Below are 19821 nucleotides of genomic sequence, written 5' to 3' on the forward strand. Positions count from 1 at the left end.
TCATTTATTTATTAAAATTTATGAGAACGCCCTACTAAATCATTAATATCTGCTATACCTAGTTGATCAAGTAATGGTCCTAAATCCTCAATAATTTTTTTACATGCATATGGATCAATTAGGTTTTGACATCCAATAGCTACTGCACTAGCCCCAGCTGACATCATTTCAATAACATCACAAGCACTTTGGATTCCACCCATTCCAATAACTGGGATATTAACTGCCTGGCTTACTTGATAAACCATCCTTAATGCAACTGGGAAAATTGCGGGACCAGAATATCCCCCAGTTTTATTAGCGATTATCGGTTTTCCTGTTTTTATATCAAAACGCATCCCCACTAGAGTATTTATCATTGTAATACCATCTGCACCTGCCGCTTCAACAGCTTTTGCCATTTGAACAATATCAGTAACATTAGGTGAAAGTTTTACATAAACTGGTACTTTCGATACCTCTTTAACTCGTCTTGTTAAATCTGCAGCCATTTCAGGATTTGTTCCAAACTGGATTCCTCCACTATGAACATTTGGACACGATATATTTAATTCTAAAGCTCCTACCATATCATGAGTTGATAACCGTTTAGCAGTTTCAACATAATCTTCTGGAGCACTACCACCAATATTTGCAATTACTTTATCATCATATAGTGGTCTTAACTTCTCTAATTCTTCATTCATTACAGCTTCAACACCAGGATTTTGTAAACCAATTGCATTTAATAGGCCACTAGGTCCTTCTGCAATTCTTGGAAGAGGATTTCCATAACGAGGTTCTAAAGTTGTCCCTTTTAGCATCATTGATCCCAGAATATTTAGATCATAGAATTTTTCAAATTCATAACCAAAACCAAATGTTCCACTCGCAGGAATGATTGGATTTTTCATCTCTAAACCTGGTAAAGATACTTTTAAATTAGCCATTAATAATCACCTCATTACTTTCTAAGATTGGACCTTCTACACATATGCGCTTATATGGTTTAGTTTTGACCTTACATGAGCATCCCATACAAGCACCAAATCCACATCCCATTCGAGCTTCAAATGATAACTGCCCATTTTCAGGATAATTGGCAGCCAATGCATCTAACATTGGTTCTGGACCACATGTATAATAGTAAGTAAAATTTAAATTCTCATTTTTAATAACATCAATAACTGTTCCTCTAGTTCCTAAACTGCCATCCATGGTAGCTATATAAACCTTTGAAAATTCTGCAAACTTTTCTTGATAAAAAACATCTTTAACACTTCCAAAGCCTAAAACAGTTGTTACTTCAATTCCTTTTGCAGCAAGTTTTTTACCTAGATTGTACAATGGTGGTGTTCCTAGCCCTCCACCAATAAGCAAAGCTTTACCATCTTTAATCGTAAATCCATTCCCTAAACCAATTAAACAGTCTAATAAACTACCAATTTTTTTATTCTTTAAAATTTCTGTTCCTTCACCAACAACTTTAAAAACAATAGTAATATGATTATCATCATAATCACTAATTGACATTGGTCTTCTTAAATAAGGCTGAAGACTATCATTAATTTTAATATTAATAAACTGACCAGGTGCACTAATATATTTAGCCCCCTCACCTTCTAAAACCATTTCATACACATCATCAGCAATATTTTCAATGCTGATAATTTTCATCATTCCTTGTAAATTTGCCATAGTATCTCCTATATTTCTGTAACTTTACCATCTAATACATGATATTTTAAAGCTCCAAAGCACTTAGTACCAATAAATGGGGTATTAATAGATTTTGATTTAATACTTTCTTTTGTAATTACATATTCTTCTTCTAAATCAAAAACTACAAAATTTGCTTTTAGACCTACTTCAAGATCGTGTTCAATACCAATTATTTTAGCAGGATTAATTGACATACATGTTAAAACTTTTTCTAATGGAATTAAACCCTTTTTTACTATATATGTATACATTAAACTAAATGCATGTTGATTACCAATAATCCCAAATGGAGCTTTATCAATTGGTTTGTTCTTTTCTTCTGTTGCATGAGGAGCATGATCAGTTGAAATTACTGTTACACTTCCATCATTAATTCCTTCAATTAATGCATTTAAATCTTCTTTACTTCTTAAAGGAGGATTCATCTTATAATTAGAATTCATATCTTTAATATTATCATCAGTTAAAATCAAATGATGTGGACAAGCCTCTCCACTAACTACAGAATTGGTTTTACGAGCATCCCGCAATGCCCAAACTGTTTCTTTTGTTGAAATATGACAAATATGATAACGATTACCAATTTCCTTAGCTAATTTTAAATCTCTAATTACATGATTATATTCTGAAGCATTATTAATTCCTACTAAACCATGATCTTTAGCATAATTACCATCATTTATACATGCTCCAGGTTCAAGCTCAGCTTCATCTTCACAATGAGCTACAATTATAGAACCATTAGATTTAGCTGCTTTCATCGCCATTTCCATCATATCTTTAGACTGAACACCTTTACCATCATCTGAAAAACCAGCTACAATATTTTCTTTACTATTAACATTAAAATCTACTAGTTCTTCTCCATTTAAACCTTTAGTAATAGCACTATAAGTATATGTATGAACCTTAGCATCTTTTTTTACTCGTTTTTCAAAATCTTTAATTGTTTCAATGTTATCCATACAGGGAATTGTATTAGCCATAGCTACTAAATGAGTATATCCTCCATATTTTGCTGAATTAGTTCCTGAAGCAATCGTTTCTTTATATTCAAATCCTGGCTCTCTTAAATGAACATGGATATCTACAAAACCAGGAGTTAATAATTTTCCCTCTAAATCAATTACTCTATCAGCCTGACTTATATTTTCTTTAATTTCAGTAATAGTTTCATTTTCAATTAATACATCTAATTTCTGTAATTTACCATGATAAAATACATTACCATTTTTGAATAATATCTTAGTCATCACTTAATACCCTATTCAATAATGCCATTCTTACAAATACTCCATTAGCCATTTGTTTAAAAATGCGACTTTGCTTACATTCAACAATATCATCAGCAATTTCAACATTGCGATTAAATGGAGCAGGATGCATTATTATTGCCCTTTCTTTCATTTTATTAACTCTTTCTTGATTTAATCCATACAATCGATGATACTCATCAGTAGTTAATTTCATTAAATCATGATGACGCTCATGTTGAACTCTTAATAACATAATTATATCAGCTTCAGGTAAAATAGTATCAAAATCTACATAATTATACCCTGGTTCTTCAAATTCACGAGGACCACTAGTATATACTTCCATTCCTAAACGTTTCATTATCTCATAATTACTATGTGCTACTCTTGAATGAACTATATCACCAACAATTACAATCTTTAAACCGTCAAAATGACCAAATTCTTCACGAATAGTCATTAAATCTAATAAAGATTGACTAGGATGATTTCCAGTTCCATCTCCTCCGCTGACTAAAGGTATTTTAATTTTTCCAACCAGATCCTGGTAATAGTTTTCTTTAGGGTGTCTGATAACTACAGCATCGCAACCAATTGATTCAAAAAATTTCACTGTATCATATAAGGTTTCTCCTTTTTGAATACTTGAATTAGTTGTATCAAAATTTTGAGTACGACAACCTAAGTTATAAGCCGCTTTGTCAAAGCTATAATGAGTTCTTGTTGAAGGTTCAAAAAATAAGTTTGCAACTACTTTTTTTCCTTTGAAATCTACTTTTTTTCCAGCTTTAAACTCTTCTGCTTCATCTAAAATTGAATTAATATCTGTTGTTGAAAAATCATTTAATGTAAATATATTCATAGTTTTCCTCCATAAAAAATACCTCTAACGAGGTATAATTGGGAAATAATATTTATTATACCCAGTTGATGTATCTTTTTCTTTATTCATCATACCAAATATAGTTAATTTTGACAATTCTTTTAAACATCTAAATTTAATTACTCAAATTTCTTTTGCAAAGCCTCTTCAACACATGGAGGTACTAACCCCTCAACTCGACGTTTATGACTTACCATTTCCTTCACTGCTGAAGATGAGATAAATGAATGAGATGGTTTTGTCATTAAAAAGACCATATCTACTTCTTTATCTAAATATTGATTTGAAAAAGCTAACTGTAATTCATATTCAAAATCCATTGTAGCTCTTATTCCTCTAACTAAAATTCTTGAGCCTACATCTTTAGCATATTCTACAGACAATTTATTTGATGAATCAATAATTACATTATCAAACTGCTTACAGACTTTTTTTAATAATTCTTTTCTTTCCTCAACCGTAAAAAGTCCTTGTTTATTTGGATTGATACAAATAGTTACATATAAAATATCAAACATTCTACTTGCTCGTTCAATAATATCTAAATGTCCATTTGTTACAGGATCAAATGTTCCTGCATATACTGCAATATTCTTTTTCATATTCCTACCCCTGATATTTAAATACGTTTAATGCTGTAATCCCATAATCATTCTTTTTAATTAAAATTAACTGATCAAATGAATCAAATATAACTTCTTTTAATTCCTCTACCATAATAATACAATCATTATTTAACATTTCATTAGTAATTAAAAATTCTAATATTCCATCTACTAATCCTTTACCATAAGGAGGATCAAGTAATACCAAATCAAATTTAATCTTTTCTTCACATAATCTTTTCAACGCTTTACGATAATCCAATTTAAAAACTTTTGCATTATCAATTTTCAATAATTTAAGATTATCTTTTATCACTTGAAAAGCTGCAAACTGGTTATCAACACTATAAAGATAATCACAACCTCGTGATAATGCCTCAATCCCCAATCCACCACTACCTGCAAATAAATCTAATACATTTCCCCCTTGAAAATAAGGTCCAATAATATTAAACATATTTTCTTTATTACGATCTGTAGTTGGTCTTGTTAAATTTGATTTTACACTCTTTAACTGTCTACTCTTATATTTACCTGCAATTACTCTCATATGCCCTCTTATAATTTATATGGTGATAAATCAAGTTGATTTGATATATTACCAAAAACAATTTTTGTTATTTCTTCCAAAAAATCATTTAAACAATGATATTTTCGATAATAATCCAAAATATCATTGTTACAACCGATTTGTTTTTTTAAACTCTTTATTTCTTCTTTTAACTGATTATTATCAATATATCGATTATATTTTTTTAAATCTTCATACTCATTTAACTTTTCCTGATACTCTTTTAGCATACACTCAATATCTTTGGTATGCAATTTTTTTTCAGCATCAATATATTCAAGATATCGCTGATCCAACTTTATTTCCTTAACTAATTTATCTAATATTTCTTCCATATCCACCTACATCATCATTTCTACCATATTTATTAACATTGAAACCTGATCAATTTTATTAATAAATTGTTGATTTTTTTCATCTTTATATTCTTGAATTAAACGCTCATATTCATGAGGATATCTAGATAAAATAATATACCATTGGGGATGATAACGCAGATAATATCTTAACTGCTCATTCATCATACCATTTTCTTTCTCTTTCTGGTTCTTTTTTATCTAAAAAAGTACTAGCAACATTTAAAACCTTTTCAATAGAACTTAAACTACTTGATAAAGCATTTAAATCAATATTTTTAATAATTTCAAGTAATCCATTTAAATCAATACTACTATTAGTTTTATATGGTTGCCAAAATTTATCATCTTTTCCATACATTACAAAAATCTCATATAATTGCTGCCAAGTATAACGACCATTCAAAACATCTTGTTTTACACTAGGGACAGTTTTTAAGAACTCTTTAAATTCATCCATAATATCACCTAATATATTATATGTTTTTATCATTAATCGGTGTCATATTTCTGTCGATTATGCTTAGCAATAATTGATTGAGCGATTCCAATTGCAACAAAGGAACAAACAGTTGAAGATCCCCCTGACGAAATAAGTAATAATGGTACTCCTGTCATTGGAATCAATCCAGAAACACCTCCTAAATTAATTAATATATGTAAAAAGAAATATGAAGCAATTCCTAACAAAATAATTCTTGATTTATTTTCTTTTACTTCATTTGAATACTTTAATAATTTAAAAATAACAATACAAGTAGGAATAATTACTAAAGCTAATCCTATTATCCCCAACTCTTCATAAATTATGGCTCCAATAAAATCATTATGCGATTCGGGTATGTAACCATACTTTTGCGTTGAGTTACCAAATCCTAGACCAAATATTCCCCCATTACTAAAAGCAATAAGTGAATTAACAAGCTGATAACTAGAATTATAAGGATCCATCATAGGATCTAACCATGTATAAATTCGTTTTAACTGATATGGCTGTAAAACAGTAGTTCCTAGAATAGTTAATATTACTGCACATACACCAATAAAAATCCAGACTATCTTTTTATATTTTTTAAAATATTGTCGTGGAGTTCCAATGAAACAAACAAAACAAATTATTACTAAAATTACTGTTGTCCCAAAATCCCTTTGTACAAATACGCCGATTACTGCAGTTATAAACACTAATAGCATTGGTAAAAAAACACATTTTAAAAATTTTTCTTTATAAAAAGCTGCTTTTACAGCAGAATTTTTAAAACGTCCTTTTACAACAAAAGCTTTATCACTTTCAGTTAAAAAATAACTCATGATTAAAATCATTGCAATCTTCATAAATTCAGCAGGCTGAATACTAAAAGCACCACCAAACTTGATCCAGGCATGCGATCCTTTTGAATCACTCCAAAACCGACAAATCGTCATTAAAATAATACCAATTACATACAACTTCATTGAAGCACTATAATCAATATATCGTGTTTTAAATACTCTAGCAATAAATATCATTACTATCGCTCCAGCAATGACATAAATTGTTTGGGTACTCATATTTTTTATAGCCAAGGTAACTGTTTTAGTTGATGATGTAACACTTCCGATTGAAGCTGAACCAATCATAACAATCCCAAAAACAGCTAGTATAAATATACTTATATAAATACTTTTATCAACTCCCCGACTAGTAAAAAGCTGTTTAAGTTTCTCAATTACTCGTTTTATTTTTATAACCTTTATTCTAGCCAAATTACTCACCTACTCGAATCCAGTCATTTTCTTTTGATTCTTTCACTACTTGATAAATAGAATAATGCGATATCTCATAAAATTCTTTATCTAATTGTTTCTCTGCACTTTTACTATCAACAATTACTTTAAATTTGCGATAAGCGTTCATAAATTCATCTTTACTTATTCCTACTTCATATGCTTTTTCTACTGCATTATATAAAGCAATAACATCAATTATTTCTTCAGTTGACCAACTATAATCCAAAGGATAGTTATAATCCATATTTACTCACTCCTTAATTTTTTTTTATTATAACGTAAAATTTATCGATTATCTACAATAACCCAGACAAAAGATAAATATTAGAATAGGATATACTAAAGGAGGTGATAACATGAACTGTGGTTTTAATTATTCTGGTTGTGGATGCAATTCTTATAGTCCATTTATTACTAACCCATTTGGATGTGGTGGATGCAACAGCTGTTGTTCAATGTCTAACTGTGGTTGTGGTGGATGCAGTGGATTTGGTTCTACAAACTGGTTTGCTATTGTCTTAGTAGTATTCTTACTATTAATTATTTGTGGAAATTCTAGAATTAGAGTAGGATAAAGTCTTTATTTCACCTCATTTTATGATATAATACTATCAGAATTTAAATGAGGTGAAACTATGTTAACAATGAAAGATATAATTGATGATCACAATGAAATAATTCGGGAAGTCTCAAAGGAAGTAACATTACCATTAAATGAAGAAGATAAACAGCTCATATTAAAAATGCATGAATTTCTAGTCAACTCTCAAGATCCTGAAATTTCTGAAAAATATGATTTACGTCCAGGTGTAGGCATTGCAGCTATTCAATTAGGAATTCCTAAAAGAATGTGTGCTATTCATCTATTAGATTATGACAGAAATGGAAATGTAACAAAGGTTAATGATTATGCTTTAGTTAATCCTAAAATCATTTCTTATACTGAAAAAAAATCTTATTTAAAAGATGGTGAAGGATGTTTATCTGTAAATGAAGAAATTCAAGGTTATGTGCCACGCTACGCTAAGGTGACTGTTAAAGGATATGACGTATTTAGTGATCAAGAAATAAAAATTGTAGCCCGCGGATTTTTATCAATCTGTTTGCAACATGAATTAGATCATTTTGATGGTACTTTATTTTATGATCGCATTAATAAAGATAATCCTTTTGCACCAATAGAAAATGCTATGATTATTGATTAAAAAACGGCTTCGGCCGTTTTTTTAGATACTTAAATATACATAAAAAGTTACTTTATTTATATATTTAAAAAATTATCACATCACTTATCTTAGTGAAAAAATAAAATTCACCCAATTACTCCAATATAATGATAATTCATTACATATAAACTAACAGCAAGAAAAAATTCAAAATATATCAAAATTAAATAAATTAAAAACAAACTATCTAAGTATATTACTAAAACTATATAGATAATTTTATAAATAAACTCAAAAAAGATTAACTGTTTTTTAAACAATTAATCCTTCTAAGTCTATATTTTAGAAAAAGCTTGTTTTAAATCTGCGATTAAATCTTCAACATCTTCTAAACCAACTGACATTCTAATCGTTTCCTGCTTTACTCCTCCAGCCAAACGCTCTTCTTCCGACATTTGAGCATGAGTAGTACTAGCTGGATGTGTTAATAATGAGCGTGAATCAGCAAAATTAGTTACATGAATAAATAACTTTATATTATTAATGACTGTTTTACCACCAGCAACGCCACCTTTTACCCCAAATGTATATAGTCCCCCAAAACCATTTGGAAAATACTTTTTAGCTAATTCATAATTAGGACTATCAGGCAATTCAGCATAACTAACCCACTCAACATCTTTACATTCATTTAAAAATTCAGCCAAAGCTCGGGCATTTTCAACATGTTTTTTCATTCTCAATGATAATGTCTCTAAACCAAGTAATGTCATATAAGCATTAAATGGTGACATACATCCACCCAAATCACGTAATGTTTTAGCAACTGCCTTAGTACAAAAAGCAGCTTCCTTTAAATCTGCATAAACGATATCATGATATGCTTTATCAGGCATATTAAATAATGGATAACGGGGGTTATCTTTCCAATTAAAGTTACCACTATCAACAATAACCCCACCCATAACATTACCATGACCTGCCAAATATTTAGTTGTTGAATAAACAACTAGATCTGCTCCAAATTTAATTGGCTTAAATAAATAAGGTGTTGGTGTTGTATTATCGACTACAAATAAAATTCCATATTTTTTTGCAATAGCACTTATTGCCTCAAAATCCAACATATCACCATTAGGATTACCAACTGATTCAACAAAAATTATTTTTGTTTTATCATTTATAGCTGCTTCCAATGCCTCTAAATCTGTAGGATTAACAAAATGTGAAGTAAATCCCATTCCTACCATTGTTCCAGATAATGAACCAATTGTTCCCCCATACAAATTATTTGCTGCTAAAATTTCATCACCACTTTGGCAAACAGTCATTATCAACCCCATAATAGCTGCTGTTCCTGAAGCAAATGCAACAGCACCAAAACCACCATCCAAAGCTGCCATTCTAGTTTGCAAAGCATCTACCGTAGGATTAGAAAGACGCGAATAGAAATATCCTCCTTCTTCTAAAGCAAATATTCTTGCTGCTTGATCAGCATCATCAAAAGTAAATGCATTTGATAAATATAAAGGCATTCCTGTTGCTTTAGTTGTTGTATCTGGTTTTTGTCCTGCATGTATTTGTAATGTTTCAAAACCATAATTTTTATTATCCATCATATAACCTCCTCAAATTGATAAAATTGTATCATAATTATCATTTTTTTTCTATAATAAAAGGTTGGCTAACCAACCTTTTACAATTATTTTCAGAAAATCTGGATATTCTTTTAAATCACTTCATCAATATCTTTTTCCTCTAATTTAAAATAATTTCTATTACTTAACTACTTTCAATCTTCTACTAAAAAATTAATAAAATCACATCACAAACAATCATTTATTAAAAAAGTGATATATTTTAATCACTTTAAATTTTTATAACATTAATAATAATCCCTTACCAAATTAACCATATCTTCAACATATAATCTTGCTCCATCAATGACATTTTGGTCAATTTCTTTAAGTTGTTTAAAAGTTAATTTAAATGAGTACTGTTCACGCATTAGTGGCAAATCAGTTTCCTGACATAACTTAATCATATTTTTCATTTTATGATCATTTATATAAAAAGCATTGACTAAAGCGATATTTCGGACTTTCTGACGATTTAAATTCTTGATAAATGCTTCAAGCTGTCCATCTTTCCATGTGGAATCATCGAAACCGATAACCATTAAATCAACACAACCACAATCATCAAAATCATCTATTTTTTTAGCATAAGTCTTAACCCATCTAGCCATAGCATCTGCAACTGGTTTGATATGTTTTGACTTGTTCGTGTACAAAATTTCTATTCTCATTTATATCACCTACTACATTTTAAATTCTTTATGTGAACTGTGTATAAACTCAATTTAATATCTCATATTTAATATTAATTATATCACTTAATTTTTATAGATTCTAGTTTTTTTAATATTAGAAAATTGAGTTTGTGGCACAATAAGTATGGAGGTGAATTAATGAAATATAGAAACTATGGATTATTCATTGTTTTACTTCTCCTATTAACTGGCTGTGTTAAAGGTGATGTAAACATAGAATTTAGTAACGAAAAAAAAGCAAATATGGATGTGGAAATATTGTTCCCAGAAAATTTTTTTAGTAGTTATAATACTTCAATTAATGAATTAAAAAATAAATTAAATGAAAATGGTCTACAAGATTGGAAAAGTGAAGAATTAAAGGAATCAATTAATGGTGTAACTTATCTAGGATTAAAGGTAATTGCACCAGAAAGTATAAATAAATCTCTTATCTCATTTGTTAAAATTGATAATAATGAAAAAAATTTTCAGGTTGAAATAGATATGAATGCAGTTAATGAACTATATAATACTAGTGAATTAAAAGATATTGATAATTATTCACTATCCAATTTAAAAACAATGGGATTGGATCTTGATTTAAATATTACTATGCCTGGTATGATCAAGGAAACAAATTTAGGTGATATTGATGATAATATAGTAAAAATAAATCTTTTAGACTTATTAACTCAAGATAAAATATCTTCAATTTCAATTATTTCTACGAATGAACAAAAAAATAATTTCCCAGTAAATTCTCTAATAATTATTAGTTTATTAGTTATTCTTTATTTTATTATACGAAAAAGTAAGTAAAGTACCTTTTTTTTACTGTCTAAAGATGTTAAAATTAAACAGTAAAAGGAGAACAAGATGAAAAAAAGAAATTGTATTATTGGACAATCTGGAGGACCCACAATCGCAATTAATGCAAGTCTTGCTGGAATCATCCATAAAGCTAAATATAGTGAAGAATATCAAAATGTTTATGGTATGATAAATGGTATTAAAGGTCTACTAGAAGAACGTTATATGAATCTTCTAGAAGAATTTAATACTGGTGAAAAAATCAATGCATTAAAACAGACACCAGCTATGTATTTGGGTTCATGTCGATTTAAATTGCCTACTCACGAAGAAAATACAGATACATATGTTAAACTATTTGAAATATTAACTAAATTAGAAATCACAGATTTTTATTATATTGGTGGTAATGATTCTATGGATACAGTAATGAAACTAGATTCATATGCTAAAAGTATTGGTAGTACTATTAAATTTATTGGTATTCCTAAAACTATTGATAATGATTTAATGGGAACTGATCATACACCAGGATTTGGTTCTGCTGCTAAATACGTAGCCTCTTCAATTTTAGAAGTAATACATGATAGTTTAATTTATCAATTACAATCTGTTACAATAATTGAAATCATGGGAAGAAATGCTGGCTGGTTAACTGCTGCTGCTGCTTTAGCTCGTAATGAATATAATGAAGCACCTGATTTAATTTATCTACCAGAAGTTGTTTTTGATATAAATAATTTTTTAGATGATATTCGTGAAGTTTTTAAAAGAAAACGTTGTGTGGTTATCGCAGTCAGTGAAGGAATTAAAGATAAAAATGGACATTTCTTAGATGATAATTCTAAATATTTAAAAAAGGATGCTTTTGGCCATGTTTTACATTCTGGAACTGGAAAAATGTTAGAAACAATTGTATTTAAAGAATTTCAATGCAAGGTTAGAAGTATTGAATTAAATGTATTACAGAGATGTGCTATGCATATTGGTAGCAAAACTGATTTAAATGAATCGTTTGTAATTGGGCAAAAAGCAGTTGAAACAGCTATTGCTGGTAAAACTGGTCAAGTTATGGGATTTAAAAGAATTTCAAATAATCCTTATAGTGTCGATTATATTTCTACTGATGTTCAGGATGTTGCTAATTTAGAACAAAAAATTCCAACTGAATGGATCAACGAAGCTGGTAATAATATTACTCAGGAATTATATGATTATTTATTCCCTCTAATTCAAGGTGAGGTACATATTAATTATCGTAATGGAATTCCTGCTTATTATAGTTGTAAACATCTTAATAAATAATAAAAGGATTATTTCTAATCCTTTTATTTTTGTATTATCATAACCATATTTTCTCTAATATTTCTGTTGCTTGATCAATATCTTGATCAAGAATTCCAGAAAATGATAATGTTATTTGGTTATTATTATTCTTATTTACTAAAATATCATTCTCTTTAGCTATTCTAATATAACTATCTAATAAGTTTTCATCAACTGACATAGTAATTTTTAAAGCTGTTTCATATAAAACAAAATTATAATGAGGAAAAGATTGTTGTAAATTCTTTAAAAGATGTTCACTTTTATTACGATAGTGTTTTCTTAATCTTCTTAGATGTCTTGATAACTGGCCATCTTCTATATACATCGCCAATGCTAGTTGTTCTAATTTAGATGCAGTTTGATGATAACCATTTGATTTTTGTAGAAATATTGGTAATAAATGATGAGGTAAAGCCATATAACTAATTCTAATTGATGGTAATAATAACTTTGAAAATGACCCAATATAAATTATATGATCATTATCAAATTTTGCCATCGCATCAATTGGCTTAGTATTGAACTTCAACTCTCCATTATGATCATCTTCAATAATATATACACCATTCTTTCTAGCATACTCAATAATTTCTAAACGACGTTGTTGTTTAATTGGATGACCATGGTAACCACCAGATGAACTATTTAAATATAATAACTTTAAATTTGCTTCTTTTAGACCTTCAATTGTTATTCCATGATCATCGACTGGCAATTTTACAACCTGCATATGACAATCATGAAAAACAGCTTCCGCCTGAGTAAATCCCCCTACTTCTATACCCACAATATTTTCTTTTTCAAATAAACTACATACATGATAAAGTAAAATTTGAAATCCTGCACCAATAATATAATTATTAACTGGGCGTCTTACACCACGATATTCATGGCTATATTTCTGTAAAACTTTCTTTAACGACAGTTCACCAAGTGGTTCACCATAGCTCAATAAATCATCACTTTGATTTAATGCTTTTTTTATATATTTTTTCCAAATATCAAGATTAAAACACTCATTGTCTACTAACTTTCCACTAAAATCATATCGATATTTATGATTATCAATTCCTATTTTATTATTAGTAATATTATTATCAATTTCACGATTACTATATTGCACATCAACAAAATAACCTACTTTTTCTTTTGAATAAATATATCCTTCAACTAACAACTGTAAATAAGCACTTTCAACTGTAGTTCTACTAACATCTAATTTTTTAGCCATTTTTCTAATCGAAGGAATTTTATCATTATACTTTAAATATCCATTTTGAATATCATCAACAATAGAATCATAAACCATTAAATATTTATATTCTTTCATAAACAGTCCCCTTTATATTCATTATAAATTACTATATTGATAAAGACAAATAAATATAATTATAATTTTTATACCATATTTAATATTTTTATGATATAACAAGAAAAAGGAGTAAATTTATGAGTACAAAAAAAAGTGTCTTAGAAACAATTGGGAAAACCCCTCTTATTCAAATAGATCGTTTTAAAGAAACTAAAAATTTAAAAAATAATTTATATGCAAAAGTAGAATTTTTTAATCCTGGTGGTAGTGTTAAAGACCGAGTAGGCTTAAAACTAATTTCACAAGCTTATCAAAATAAACAAATCAATGAAAAAACAACTATTATTGAGCCTACTAGTGGCAATACTGGGATTGGTTTAGCAATTGCCTGTGCCATTTATAACAATGATTTAATTTTAACTATGCCAGAAACAATGTCAATTGAAAGACAAAAACTATTAAAAGCTTATGGAGCAAAAATCATTTTAACTGCTGGAGCTAAAGGAATGCAAGGTGCAGTTGATAAAGCTAATGAACTAGCTTGTAAAATTGAAAATAGTTATATACCTGGACAATTTATAAATCCTAGTAATCCACTTGCCCATGAAGAAACAACTGCATTAGAAATAATTGAGGATTTTGAAGAACAAATTGATTATTTTGTTGCTGGAATTGGAACTGGTGGAACAATTACAGGAATTGCTCGAGTACTTAAAAAGAAATATCCTGATATTAAAATTATTGGTATTGAACCTAAAGATTCCCCTTTAATCACTAAAGGAAAATCAGGTTCACATGGTCTTCAAGGGATTGGCGCTAATTTCATTCCTGAAATTCTTGACTTAGATTTAATTGATGAAGTAATAACTGTTAGTACTGAAGATGCATATGATACTGCAAGAATATTTGCTAAAAAAGAAGGTTTATTAATTGGAATATCTTCTGGTGCTGCTTTATATGGAGCTACTAAAATAGCTGATCAAAATAAAAATATTATTGTTCTATTACCTGATACAGGTGAACGATATCTTTCAACTGATTTATTCGATTAAAAATCGTATTAATATTTAATATGATTTTTTATTTTCAATAAATATTATTAATCCCATTTAACAATTCAATACATATTCAAATAAACATTTTATATTACAAATACTATAGTCATATCTAAACTATTATACTAATAAATTTTGTCACAAAACTAAATAAAAATATCGCTATTAATATATTTCTTTGGCTATAAGTCCTTCATTCTTATAAAAAAAGATATTATCAAAAAATAATATCTCTAATCTTGTATTACTAAAGGCGTTGATAAATAACGTTCTCCTGTATCTGGTAATAATACAACTATATTTTTTCCTTTATTTTTTTCCTGTTTTGCTAAAAGTGTAGTTCCATATAAAGCTGCCCCTGATGAAATTCCAACTAATGTTCCTTCTAATTTTGCAACTTCTCTACTAGTTTCAAAGGCACTTTCATTAGATACTGTAATTATTTGATCATATATATCAGTATTTAAAGTATCAGGAACAAATCCTGCTCCTATTCCTTGAATCATATGTGGTCCAGAAATTCCTTTAGAAAGAACTGGAGACCCTTCTGGTTCAATTGCAATGATTTCAATTTCTGGATTTTTTTCTTTTAAATATTTTCCTACTCCACTAATAGTACCACCTGTACCAACTCCAGCTACAAAAATATCAATTTTACCTTCTAATTGCTGATAAATTTCTGGCCCTGTAGTTAAATAATGAGTATTGGGATTTACAGTATTTTCAAATTGACTAGGAATAAAAGCATTAGGAATTTCTTTAGCTAATTCTTTTGCTTTAGCAATTGCACCACTCATCCCTAAATTTCCTGGAGTTAACACAACCTTAGCTCCATATGCTTTTAATAAATTACGTCGTTCTATAGACATGGTTTCTGGCATCGTAAGAATTACCTGATACCCTAATGAAGCACCTAGTGATGCTAGACCTATTCCAGTATTACCACTAGTAGGTTCAATAATAACCGAATCAGATTTTAATATATTATCTTCAATGGCGTTAAATAGCATCGCTTTAGCAATTCTATCCTTCACACTACCTGCAGGATTGAAAAATTCTAACTTTGCATATATATTCGCTTCTAATTGATATTTAGACATATAATTATTTAATTTTAAAATCGGTGTATTACCTACTAATTCACTAACATGATTATTAATTGTCATATTCTTTTCCTCCAATATTTTTTATTATTGACAATAGTCAATAATTTATAATCTATATATTTCCTACTTGTTTAGTATGATTATATGTTACAGATATTAATTTGTCAATAAAAAAAGCCCAAGGGCTTTAGTTAAAATAATCATCTATTTGACTATTAACTTGAGTAATTAAATCTTGAAGTGTGATTCCATCAACATATTCCTTAATAACTTTATCCAATCCTTGCCAAAAAGGTAATGTAAGACAGTCATTACTTCGTAAACAGATTTCATTGTTCTCTTTTAGACAAGCTATAGGTGCCAAATCTCCCTCAGTAATTCTTAATATGTCCCCTACAATGTACTCATCTGGCCTTTTAATCAAACGATATCCACCAGCATTCCCTCTTAAACTTTGTAAATAACCAGCCTTATTTAGTAAAGAAATTATCTGTTCAAGATATTTAACTGTTAATTCTTGTCGTTTAGCAATATCTTTTAATGGGATAAATTTACCATCATCATGCATAGCGATATCTAACATGATCCTTAAAGCATAACGTCCCTTAGTCGAAATTTTCATTTATGCTCACCTCAATATAATAATACTGATATTATTAACCGAATACAAGTAAAAATTAGTCATTTATACTATCTATTATGCAATTATCTTTTTTTTCTAATAAAAAACTATGTTCAATATTATCTAAATTTTCTAAAAAATCACTCAAATCAGTAGGCGTAATTAGTATATGATCAAAAATGTTAGTAGTTTTTGTTACTTCAATATCAACTGCTTGTAATGCATAGTATACTAATTCACTACAATAAAGTGTCTTATCATCATAAGTAATCATACTATAATCATATGGGGTTCCTAAATAATCTAAAGCATGAAATAAATATGTTTTAATAAACTCACTGCTTTCATTAAAACGATATCCAGAAAGAGCTTTAAGATATGATTCTTCTTTTAAATTTGCCATCTGATCAAAAGTTCTAACTTTAACACCTGAGGAATTACTATCTAAGACAAGAACTTCATCTTGAGTTTGATAATGTTTAATAATCTCATGATAATATTTATCCTCAGGTTTAAAAAAAGCTAAAAACTGCTGGTAACTGCCAATATAAAATACTGTATGTTTCCATCTTCCTGGAATAGCATATGAACTTAAATAATTTGTATTTTCAATATTTATAATATCTCCAACTTTAAAAATATCTGTATATTCTAATAATTCGCTATATTCAATAACCTCTTCTTTTTTTATTGGTTTACTTTCTACAGCTACAGTTTGATCACTCATTTTATTTTCAAATGAACAACCACTTATTATTAATAAAAATACTATTCCAAAAAGAAATTTTTTCATCAACTCATCCTTTAATCTTTTATCATACTTAGTCCCACACGATGTTTATTAATATCAACATCAATAACATAGACTTCAACAATATCTCCTATACTTAGTTTATCCAAAGGATGCTTAATTCTTTCATGTGAAATTTTAGAAATATGAACTAATCCATCATTTTTTAATCCTATATCAATAAATGCACCAAAATCAACTACATTTCTAACAGTTCCTTCTAATACCATACCAGGTTTCAAATCATCAATTTTTAAAATATCTTTTTTCAATAAAGGAGTTGCATAATTATCTCGTGGTGAACGATTTGGTTTAATAAAGCTATCAATAATATCCTCTAATGTATAACTATCAATTTGTAACTCATTCATTATTTCTTCTTTATTAAGATTGCCTAATTTTTCTGCTATTTCTTTAGTTCCTAATGCACTTTCATTAGCTCCAATCAACTCCAATAATTTTTTAGCCTGTTGATAATTTTCAGGATGAATTGCAGTGGCATCAAAAGGATCATTTGCTCCAGGAATCCGTAAGAATCCAATCGCCTGCTGATAAGTTTTAGCCCCTAACTTACTAACATTCATAATCTCTTTACGATTAGTAAATTTTCCATTTTCATCACGATATTTAATAATATTTTTTGCAACACCAGCATTTAACCCAGCTACATATTGAAGTAATGACACAGAAGCTGTATTGATATCAACCCCAACATTATTAACTGCTTTTTCTACAACAAAATCTAATTGTTCTTCTAATTGTTTTTGTGCAATATCATGCTGATATTGACCAACACTAATTGCTTTAGGTTCAATCTTTACTAATTCTGCTAAAGGATCCTGCAATCTACGTGCAATTGATACTGCTGAACGTTCTTCAACTTGATAATCTGGAAATTCTTCTTTTGCTAGTTTACTAGCTGAATAAACAGAAGCTCCAGCTTCAGAAATAATTGCATAATCAACATTAAGATTATTATCTTTAATCAACTGTGAAATAAAAGCTTCACTTTCACGACTTGCAGTACCATTACCAATAGCAATAATCTCAATATTATATTTCTTAATAATATCTAAAAGAACTTTCTTTTCTTTATCATAATTAGCTTTAGGAATTGTAATAAAAACTTTATCAATTTTTAATACCTTTCCTGTTTGATCTACTACAGCTAATTTACATCCTGTTCGATAAGCAGGATCTAATCCCAAAACCATCTTATCTTTTAATGGTGCCTGCATCAATAATTTTTCTAAATTAATAGAAAAAACTTTTAATGCCTGTTCACTTGCTTTTTCTGTTAATTCACTACGAACCTCACGTTCAATCGAAGGTAACAATAAACGATTTAAACTGTCTTCTACAGCTTTGAATAAGTGTTCATTAACACTACTATTTCTATTCTTAGTAACTCCTCGATTTATATATTGAGTTAAAAAATCTTTATCTACTACTATATTTACTGCTATTACTTTTTCATTTTCTGCTCTATTTATTGCTAAAATACGATGAGATACAATTCGATTAACTCGTTCATGATAATCATAATACATTTCATATACTTTAGCTTCATCAGGATTTTTCTTTTTAACTTTAGTTTCAATTATTCCTGATTTATATATTATATCTTTAACAAATTTACGATATTTAATATCATCACTAATAACTTCTGCAATAATATCTAAAGCTCCTTGAATAACATCCTCAATAGATTCTACTTTATCATTTAAATATTTTCCAGCTTCTTGATTAATATCCCCTTTTGGTAAAGATAAAATCCATTTACTCAAAGGCTCTAAACCTTTAGCTTTAGCTTCAGTTGCTCTAGTTTTTCTTTTTTCTTTATATGGACGATATAAATCTTCAACTTCATTTAACTTTGTTGCTTTTAAAATATCACTTTTTAACTGATCAGTTAACATTCCTTTTTCATCAATTAATCTAATTACATCCTCTTTACGTTTTAATAAATTAACTTGATATTGATAATATTTATCAATATTTCTTATTTGATCTTCATCCAAACCACCTGTTGCTTCTTTACGATAACGAGCAATAAATGGTACTGTATTACCTTGTTCCAACAATGCCAATACTGCATTTATCTGTTTTTCAGTTATTTCTAACTCTTTTACTGCTATTTTAATAATATCTTCGTTCATAATTACTCCTTACTAA

The 19821-nt window shown here is 28.5% G+C and carries 23 protein-coding genes; 5 read left to right on the forward strand and 18 right to left on the reverse strand.

Annotated features, from left to right (window positions below; genetic code table 11):
- Nucleotides 1-11: 11 nt before the first annotated feature.
- The 11 genes from BMW96_RS02520 to BMW96_RS02570 form a co-directional block, all read right to left on the reverse strand.
- Complete coding sequence (locus tag BMW96_RS02520) at nucleotides 12-929, reverse strand: dihydroorotate dehydrogenase (RefSeq protein WP_092352173.1); 918 nt, start codon at nucleotides 927-929, stop codon at nucleotides 12-14.
- Entirely contained in the window at nucleotides 922-1677 is a 756-nt protein-coding gene (locus BMW96_RS02525; protein ID WP_092352175.1) for a dihydroorotate dehydrogenase electron transfer subunit, read from the reverse strand. Before BMW96_RS02525 ends, BMW96_RS02520 begins: the two co-directional genes overlap by 8 nt.
- Before the next feature lie 8 nt (nucleotides 1678-1685).
- Nucleotides 1686-2954 (reverse strand): dihydroorotase, encoded by a 1269-nt coding sequence (locus tag BMW96_RS02530; RefSeq protein WP_092352177.1) that lies wholly within the window; start codon nucleotides 2952-2954, stop codon nucleotides 1686-1688.
- Complete coding sequence (locus BMW96_RS02535) at nucleotides 2947-3819, reverse strand: aspartate carbamoyltransferase catalytic subunit (protein ID WP_092352179.1); 873 nt, start codon at nucleotides 3817-3819, stop codon at nucleotides 2947-2949. The genes BMW96_RS02530 and BMW96_RS02535 overlap by 8 nt, the downstream gene beginning before the upstream one ends.
- Before the next feature lie 140 nt (nucleotides 3820-3959).
- Complete coding sequence (gene coaD / locus BMW96_RS02540) at nucleotides 3960-4442, reverse strand: pantetheine-phosphate adenylyltransferase (RefSeq protein WP_092352181.1); 483 nt, start codon at nucleotides 4440-4442, stop codon at nucleotides 3960-3962.
- A 4-nt stretch (nucleotides 4443-4446) separates the two neighbouring features.
- Entirely contained in the window at nucleotides 4447-4995 is a 549-nt protein-coding gene (gene rsmD / locus BMW96_RS02545; protein WP_092352183.1) for a 16S rRNA (guanine(966)-N(2))-methyltransferase RsmD, read from the reverse strand.
- 8 nt (nucleotides 4996-5003) lie between these two features.
- Entirely contained in the window at nucleotides 5004-5351 is a 348-nt protein-coding gene (locus tag BMW96_RS02550; RefSeq protein WP_092352185.1) for a YlbF family regulator, read from the reverse strand.
- Between the two features lie 6 nt (nucleotides 5352-5357).
- Nucleotides 5358-5537: a YlbE-like family protein gene (locus BMW96_RS02555; protein WP_228762317.1), complete on the reverse strand. Its 180-nt coding sequence runs from the start codon at nucleotides 5535-5537 to the stop codon at nucleotides 5358-5360.
- The gene (ylbD, locus tag BMW96_RS02560; protein ID WP_092352189.1) at nucleotides 5530-5832 is read right to left on the reverse strand and encodes a spore coat protein YlbD; all 303 of its coding nucleotides are present in this window, start codon (nucleotides 5830-5832) and stop codon (nucleotides 5530-5532) included. The genes BMW96_RS02555 and ylbD overlap by 8 nt, the downstream gene beginning before the upstream one ends.
- A 32-nt stretch (nucleotides 5833-5864) precedes the next feature.
- Nucleotides 5865-7127 carry an FtsW/RodA/SpoVE family cell cycle protein gene (locus tag BMW96_RS02565; protein WP_092352191.1) on the reverse strand — a complete coding sequence of 421 codons (1263 nt, stop codon included), beginning with the start codon at nucleotides 7125-7127 and terminating at the stop codon, nucleotides 5865-5867.
- Nucleotides 7120-7386 (reverse strand): UPF0223 family protein, encoded by a 267-nt coding sequence (locus BMW96_RS02570; protein ID WP_092352193.1) that lies wholly within the window; start codon nucleotides 7384-7386, stop codon nucleotides 7120-7122. Before BMW96_RS02570 ends, BMW96_RS02565 begins: the two co-directional genes overlap by 8 nt.
- Before the next feature lie 112 nt (nucleotides 7387-7498).
- Here BMW96_RS02570 and BMW96_RS02575 point away from each other — a divergent pair, with 112 nt between their 5' ends.
- Both BMW96_RS02575 and def read left to right on the forward strand, forming a co-directional pair.
- Entirely contained in the window at nucleotides 7499-7717 is a 219-nt protein-coding gene (locus tag BMW96_RS02575; RefSeq protein WP_092352195.1) for a hypothetical protein, read from the forward strand.
- A gap of 60 nt (nucleotides 7718-7777) precedes the next feature.
- Nucleotides 7778-8347 carry a peptide deformylase gene (gene def / locus BMW96_RS02580; RefSeq protein ID WP_092352197.1) on the forward strand — a complete coding sequence of 190 codons (570 nt, stop codon included), beginning with the start codon at nucleotides 7778-7780 and terminating at the stop codon, nucleotides 8345-8347.
- A 296-nt stretch (nucleotides 8348-8643) separates the two neighbouring features.
- On the opposite strand, the gene BMW96_RS02585 is transcribed toward def, so the two are convergent.
- Both BMW96_RS02585 and BMW96_RS02590 read right to left on the reverse strand, forming a co-directional pair.
- Nucleotides 8644-9924 (reverse strand): O-acetylhomoserine aminocarboxypropyltransferase/cysteine synthase family protein, encoded by a 1281-nt coding sequence (locus BMW96_RS02585; protein WP_092352199.1) that lies wholly within the window; start codon nucleotides 9922-9924, stop codon nucleotides 8644-8646.
- Nucleotides 9925-10193: 269 nt separating this feature from the next.
- Entirely contained in the window at nucleotides 10194-10616 is a 423-nt protein-coding gene (locus BMW96_RS02590) for a hypothetical protein (protein ID WP_092352201.1), read from the reverse strand.
- Nucleotides 10617-10778: 162 nt separating this feature from the next.
- Here BMW96_RS02590 and BMW96_RS02595 point away from each other — a divergent pair, with 162 nt between their 5' ends.
- Entirely contained in the window at nucleotides 10779-11441 is a 663-nt protein-coding gene (locus BMW96_RS02595; protein WP_092352203.1) for a DUF3153 domain-containing protein, read from the forward strand.
- 57 nt (nucleotides 11442-11498) lie between these two features.
- Nucleotides 11499-12737: a 6-phosphofructokinase gene (locus BMW96_RS02600; protein WP_092352205.1), complete on the forward strand. Its 1239-nt coding sequence runs from the start codon at nucleotides 11499-11501 to the stop codon at nucleotides 12735-12737.
- Nucleotides 12738-12774: 37 nt separating this feature from the next.
- On the opposite strand, the gene pdxR is transcribed toward BMW96_RS02600, so the two are convergent.
- Complete coding sequence (gene pdxR / locus BMW96_RS02605) at nucleotides 12775-14091, reverse strand: MocR-like pyridoxine biosynthesis transcription factor PdxR (protein WP_092352207.1); 1317 nt, start codon at nucleotides 14089-14091, stop codon at nucleotides 12775-12777.
- Nucleotides 14092-14210: 119 nt separating this feature from the next.
- Between pdxR and cysK (BMW96_RS02610) the strand changes: the two genes are divergently transcribed.
- Nucleotides 14211-15125, forward strand: coding sequence for a cysteine synthase A (gene cysK, locus BMW96_RS02610; protein ID WP_092352209.1), 915 nt, complete (start codon nucleotides 14211-14213; stop codon nucleotides 15123-15125).
- A 236-nt stretch (nucleotides 15126-15361) separates the two neighbouring features.
- On the opposite strand, the gene cysK (BMW96_RS02615) is transcribed toward cysK (BMW96_RS02610), so the two are convergent.
- The 4 genes from cysK (BMW96_RS02615) to BMW96_RS02630 all read right to left on the reverse strand — a co-directional run bounded on the left by cysK (BMW96_RS02615) (nucleotide 15362) and on the right by BMW96_RS02630 (nucleotide 19805).
- Nucleotides 15362-16294, reverse strand: coding sequence for a cysteine synthase A (cysK, locus tag BMW96_RS02615; protein ID WP_092352211.1), 933 nt, complete (start codon nucleotides 16292-16294; stop codon nucleotides 15362-15364).
- A gap of 127 nt (nucleotides 16295-16421) precedes the next feature.
- The gene (locus BMW96_RS02620; RefSeq protein ID WP_092352213.1) at nucleotides 16422-16856 is read right to left on the reverse strand and encodes an RrF2 family transcriptional regulator; all 435 of its coding nucleotides are present in this window, start codon (nucleotides 16854-16856) and stop codon (nucleotides 16422-16424) included.
- Nucleotides 16857-16911: 55 nt separating this feature from the next.
- A complete protein-coding gene (locus BMW96_RS02625; RefSeq protein WP_092352215.1) occupies nucleotides 16912-17649 on the reverse strand; it encodes a YiiX/YebB-like N1pC/P60 family cysteine hydrolase in 738 nt (245 codons plus the stop codon).
- A gap of 11 nt (nucleotides 17650-17660) precedes the next feature.
- The gene (locus BMW96_RS02630; RefSeq protein ID WP_092352217.1) at nucleotides 17661-19805 is read right to left on the reverse strand and encodes a Tex family protein; all 2145 of its coding nucleotides are present in this window, start codon (nucleotides 19803-19805) and stop codon (nucleotides 17661-17663) included.
- Nucleotides 19806-19821: the final 16 nt, after the last annotated feature.

Origin of the sequence: Thomasclavelia cocleata (genome assembly GCF_900102365.1) — a bacterium.
Taxonomy (GTDB): Bacteria; Bacillota_I; Bacilli_A; order Erysipelotrichales; family Coprobacillaceae; genus Thomasclavelia; species Thomasclavelia cocleata.

Excerpts from the sequence above, each read along its gene's own strand:
- coaD (WP_092352181.1), bottom strand. The coding sequence starts at position 4,442 with ATGAAAAAGAATATTGCAGTATATGCAGGAACATTTGATCCTGTAACA.
- rsmD (WP_092352183.1), bottom strand. The coding sequence starts at position 4,995 with ATGAGAGTAATTGCAGGTAAATATAAGAGTAGACAGTTAAAGAGTGTA.
- ylbD (WP_092352189.1), bottom strand. The coding sequence starts at position 5,832 with ATGGATGAATTTAAAGAGTTCTTAAAAACTGTCCCTAGTGTAAAACAA.
- cysK (WP_092352211.1), bottom strand. The coding sequence starts at position 16,294 with ATGACAATTAATAATCATGTTAGTGAATTAGTAGGTAATACACCGATT.
- pdxR (WP_092352207.1), bottom strand. The coding sequence starts at position 14,091 with ATGAAAGAATATAAATATTTAATGGTTTATGATTCTATTGTTGATGAT.
- BMW96_RS02530 (WP_092352177.1), bottom strand. The coding sequence starts at position 2,954 with ATGACTAAGATATTATTCAAAAATGGTAATGTATTTTATCATGGTAAA.
- BMW96_RS02550 (WP_092352185.1), bottom strand. The coding sequence starts at position 5,351 with ATGGAAGAAATATTAGATAAATTAGTTAAGGAAATAAAGTTGGATCAG.
- BMW96_RS02595 (WP_092352203.1), top strand. The coding sequence starts at position 10,779 with ATGAAATATAGAAACTATGGATTATTCATTGTTTTACTTCTCCTATTA.
- BMW96_RS02625 (WP_092352215.1), bottom strand. The coding sequence starts at position 17,649 with ATGAAAAAATTTCTTTTTGGAATAGTATTTTTATTAATAATAAGTGGT.
- BMW96_RS02525 (WP_092352175.1), bottom strand. The coding sequence starts at position 1,677 with ATGGCAAATTTACAAGGAATGATGAAAATTATCAGCATTGAAAATATT.
- BMW96_RS02590 (WP_092352201.1), bottom strand. The coding sequence starts at position 10,616 with ATGAGAATAGAAATTTTGTACACGAACAAGTCAAAACATATCAAACCA.
- cysK (WP_092352209.1), top strand. The coding sequence starts at position 14,211 with ATGAGTACAAAAAAAAGTGTCTTAGAAACAATTGGGAAAACCCCTCTT.
- BMW96_RS02575 (WP_092352195.1), top strand. The coding sequence starts at position 7,499 with ATGAACTGTGGTTTTAATTATTCTGGTTGTGGATGCAATTCTTATAGT.
- BMW96_RS02535 (WP_092352179.1), bottom strand. The coding sequence starts at position 3,819 with ATGAATATATTTACATTAAATGATTTTTCAACAACAGATATTAATTCA.
- BMW96_RS02555 (WP_228762317.1), bottom strand. The coding sequence starts at position 5,537 with ATGAATGAGCAGTTAAGATATTATCTGCGTTATCATCCCCAATGGTAT.
- BMW96_RS02585 (WP_092352199.1), bottom strand. The coding sequence starts at position 9,924 with ATGGATAATAAAAATTATGGTTTTGAAACATTACAAATACATGCAGGA.
- BMW96_RS02620 (WP_092352213.1), bottom strand. The coding sequence starts at position 16,856 with ATGAAAATTTCGACTAAGGGACGTTATGCTTTAAGGATCATGTTAGAT.
- BMW96_RS02600 (WP_092352205.1), top strand. The coding sequence starts at position 11,499 with ATGAAAAAAAGAAATTGTATTATTGGACAATCTGGAGGACCCACAATC.
- def (WP_092352197.1), top strand. The coding sequence starts at position 7,778 with ATGTTAACAATGAAAGATATAATTGATGATCACAATGAAATAATTCGG.
- BMW96_RS02570 (WP_092352193.1), bottom strand. The coding sequence starts at position 7,386 with ATGGATTATAACTATCCTTTGGATTATAGTTGGTCAACTGAAGAAATA.
- BMW96_RS02520 (WP_092352173.1), bottom strand. The coding sequence starts at position 929 with ATGGCTAATTTAAAAGTATCTTTACCAGGTTTAGAGATGAAAAATCCA.
- BMW96_RS02630 (WP_092352217.1), bottom strand. The coding sequence starts at position 19,805 with ATGAACGAAGATATTATTAAAATAGCAGTAAAAGAGTTAGAAATAACT.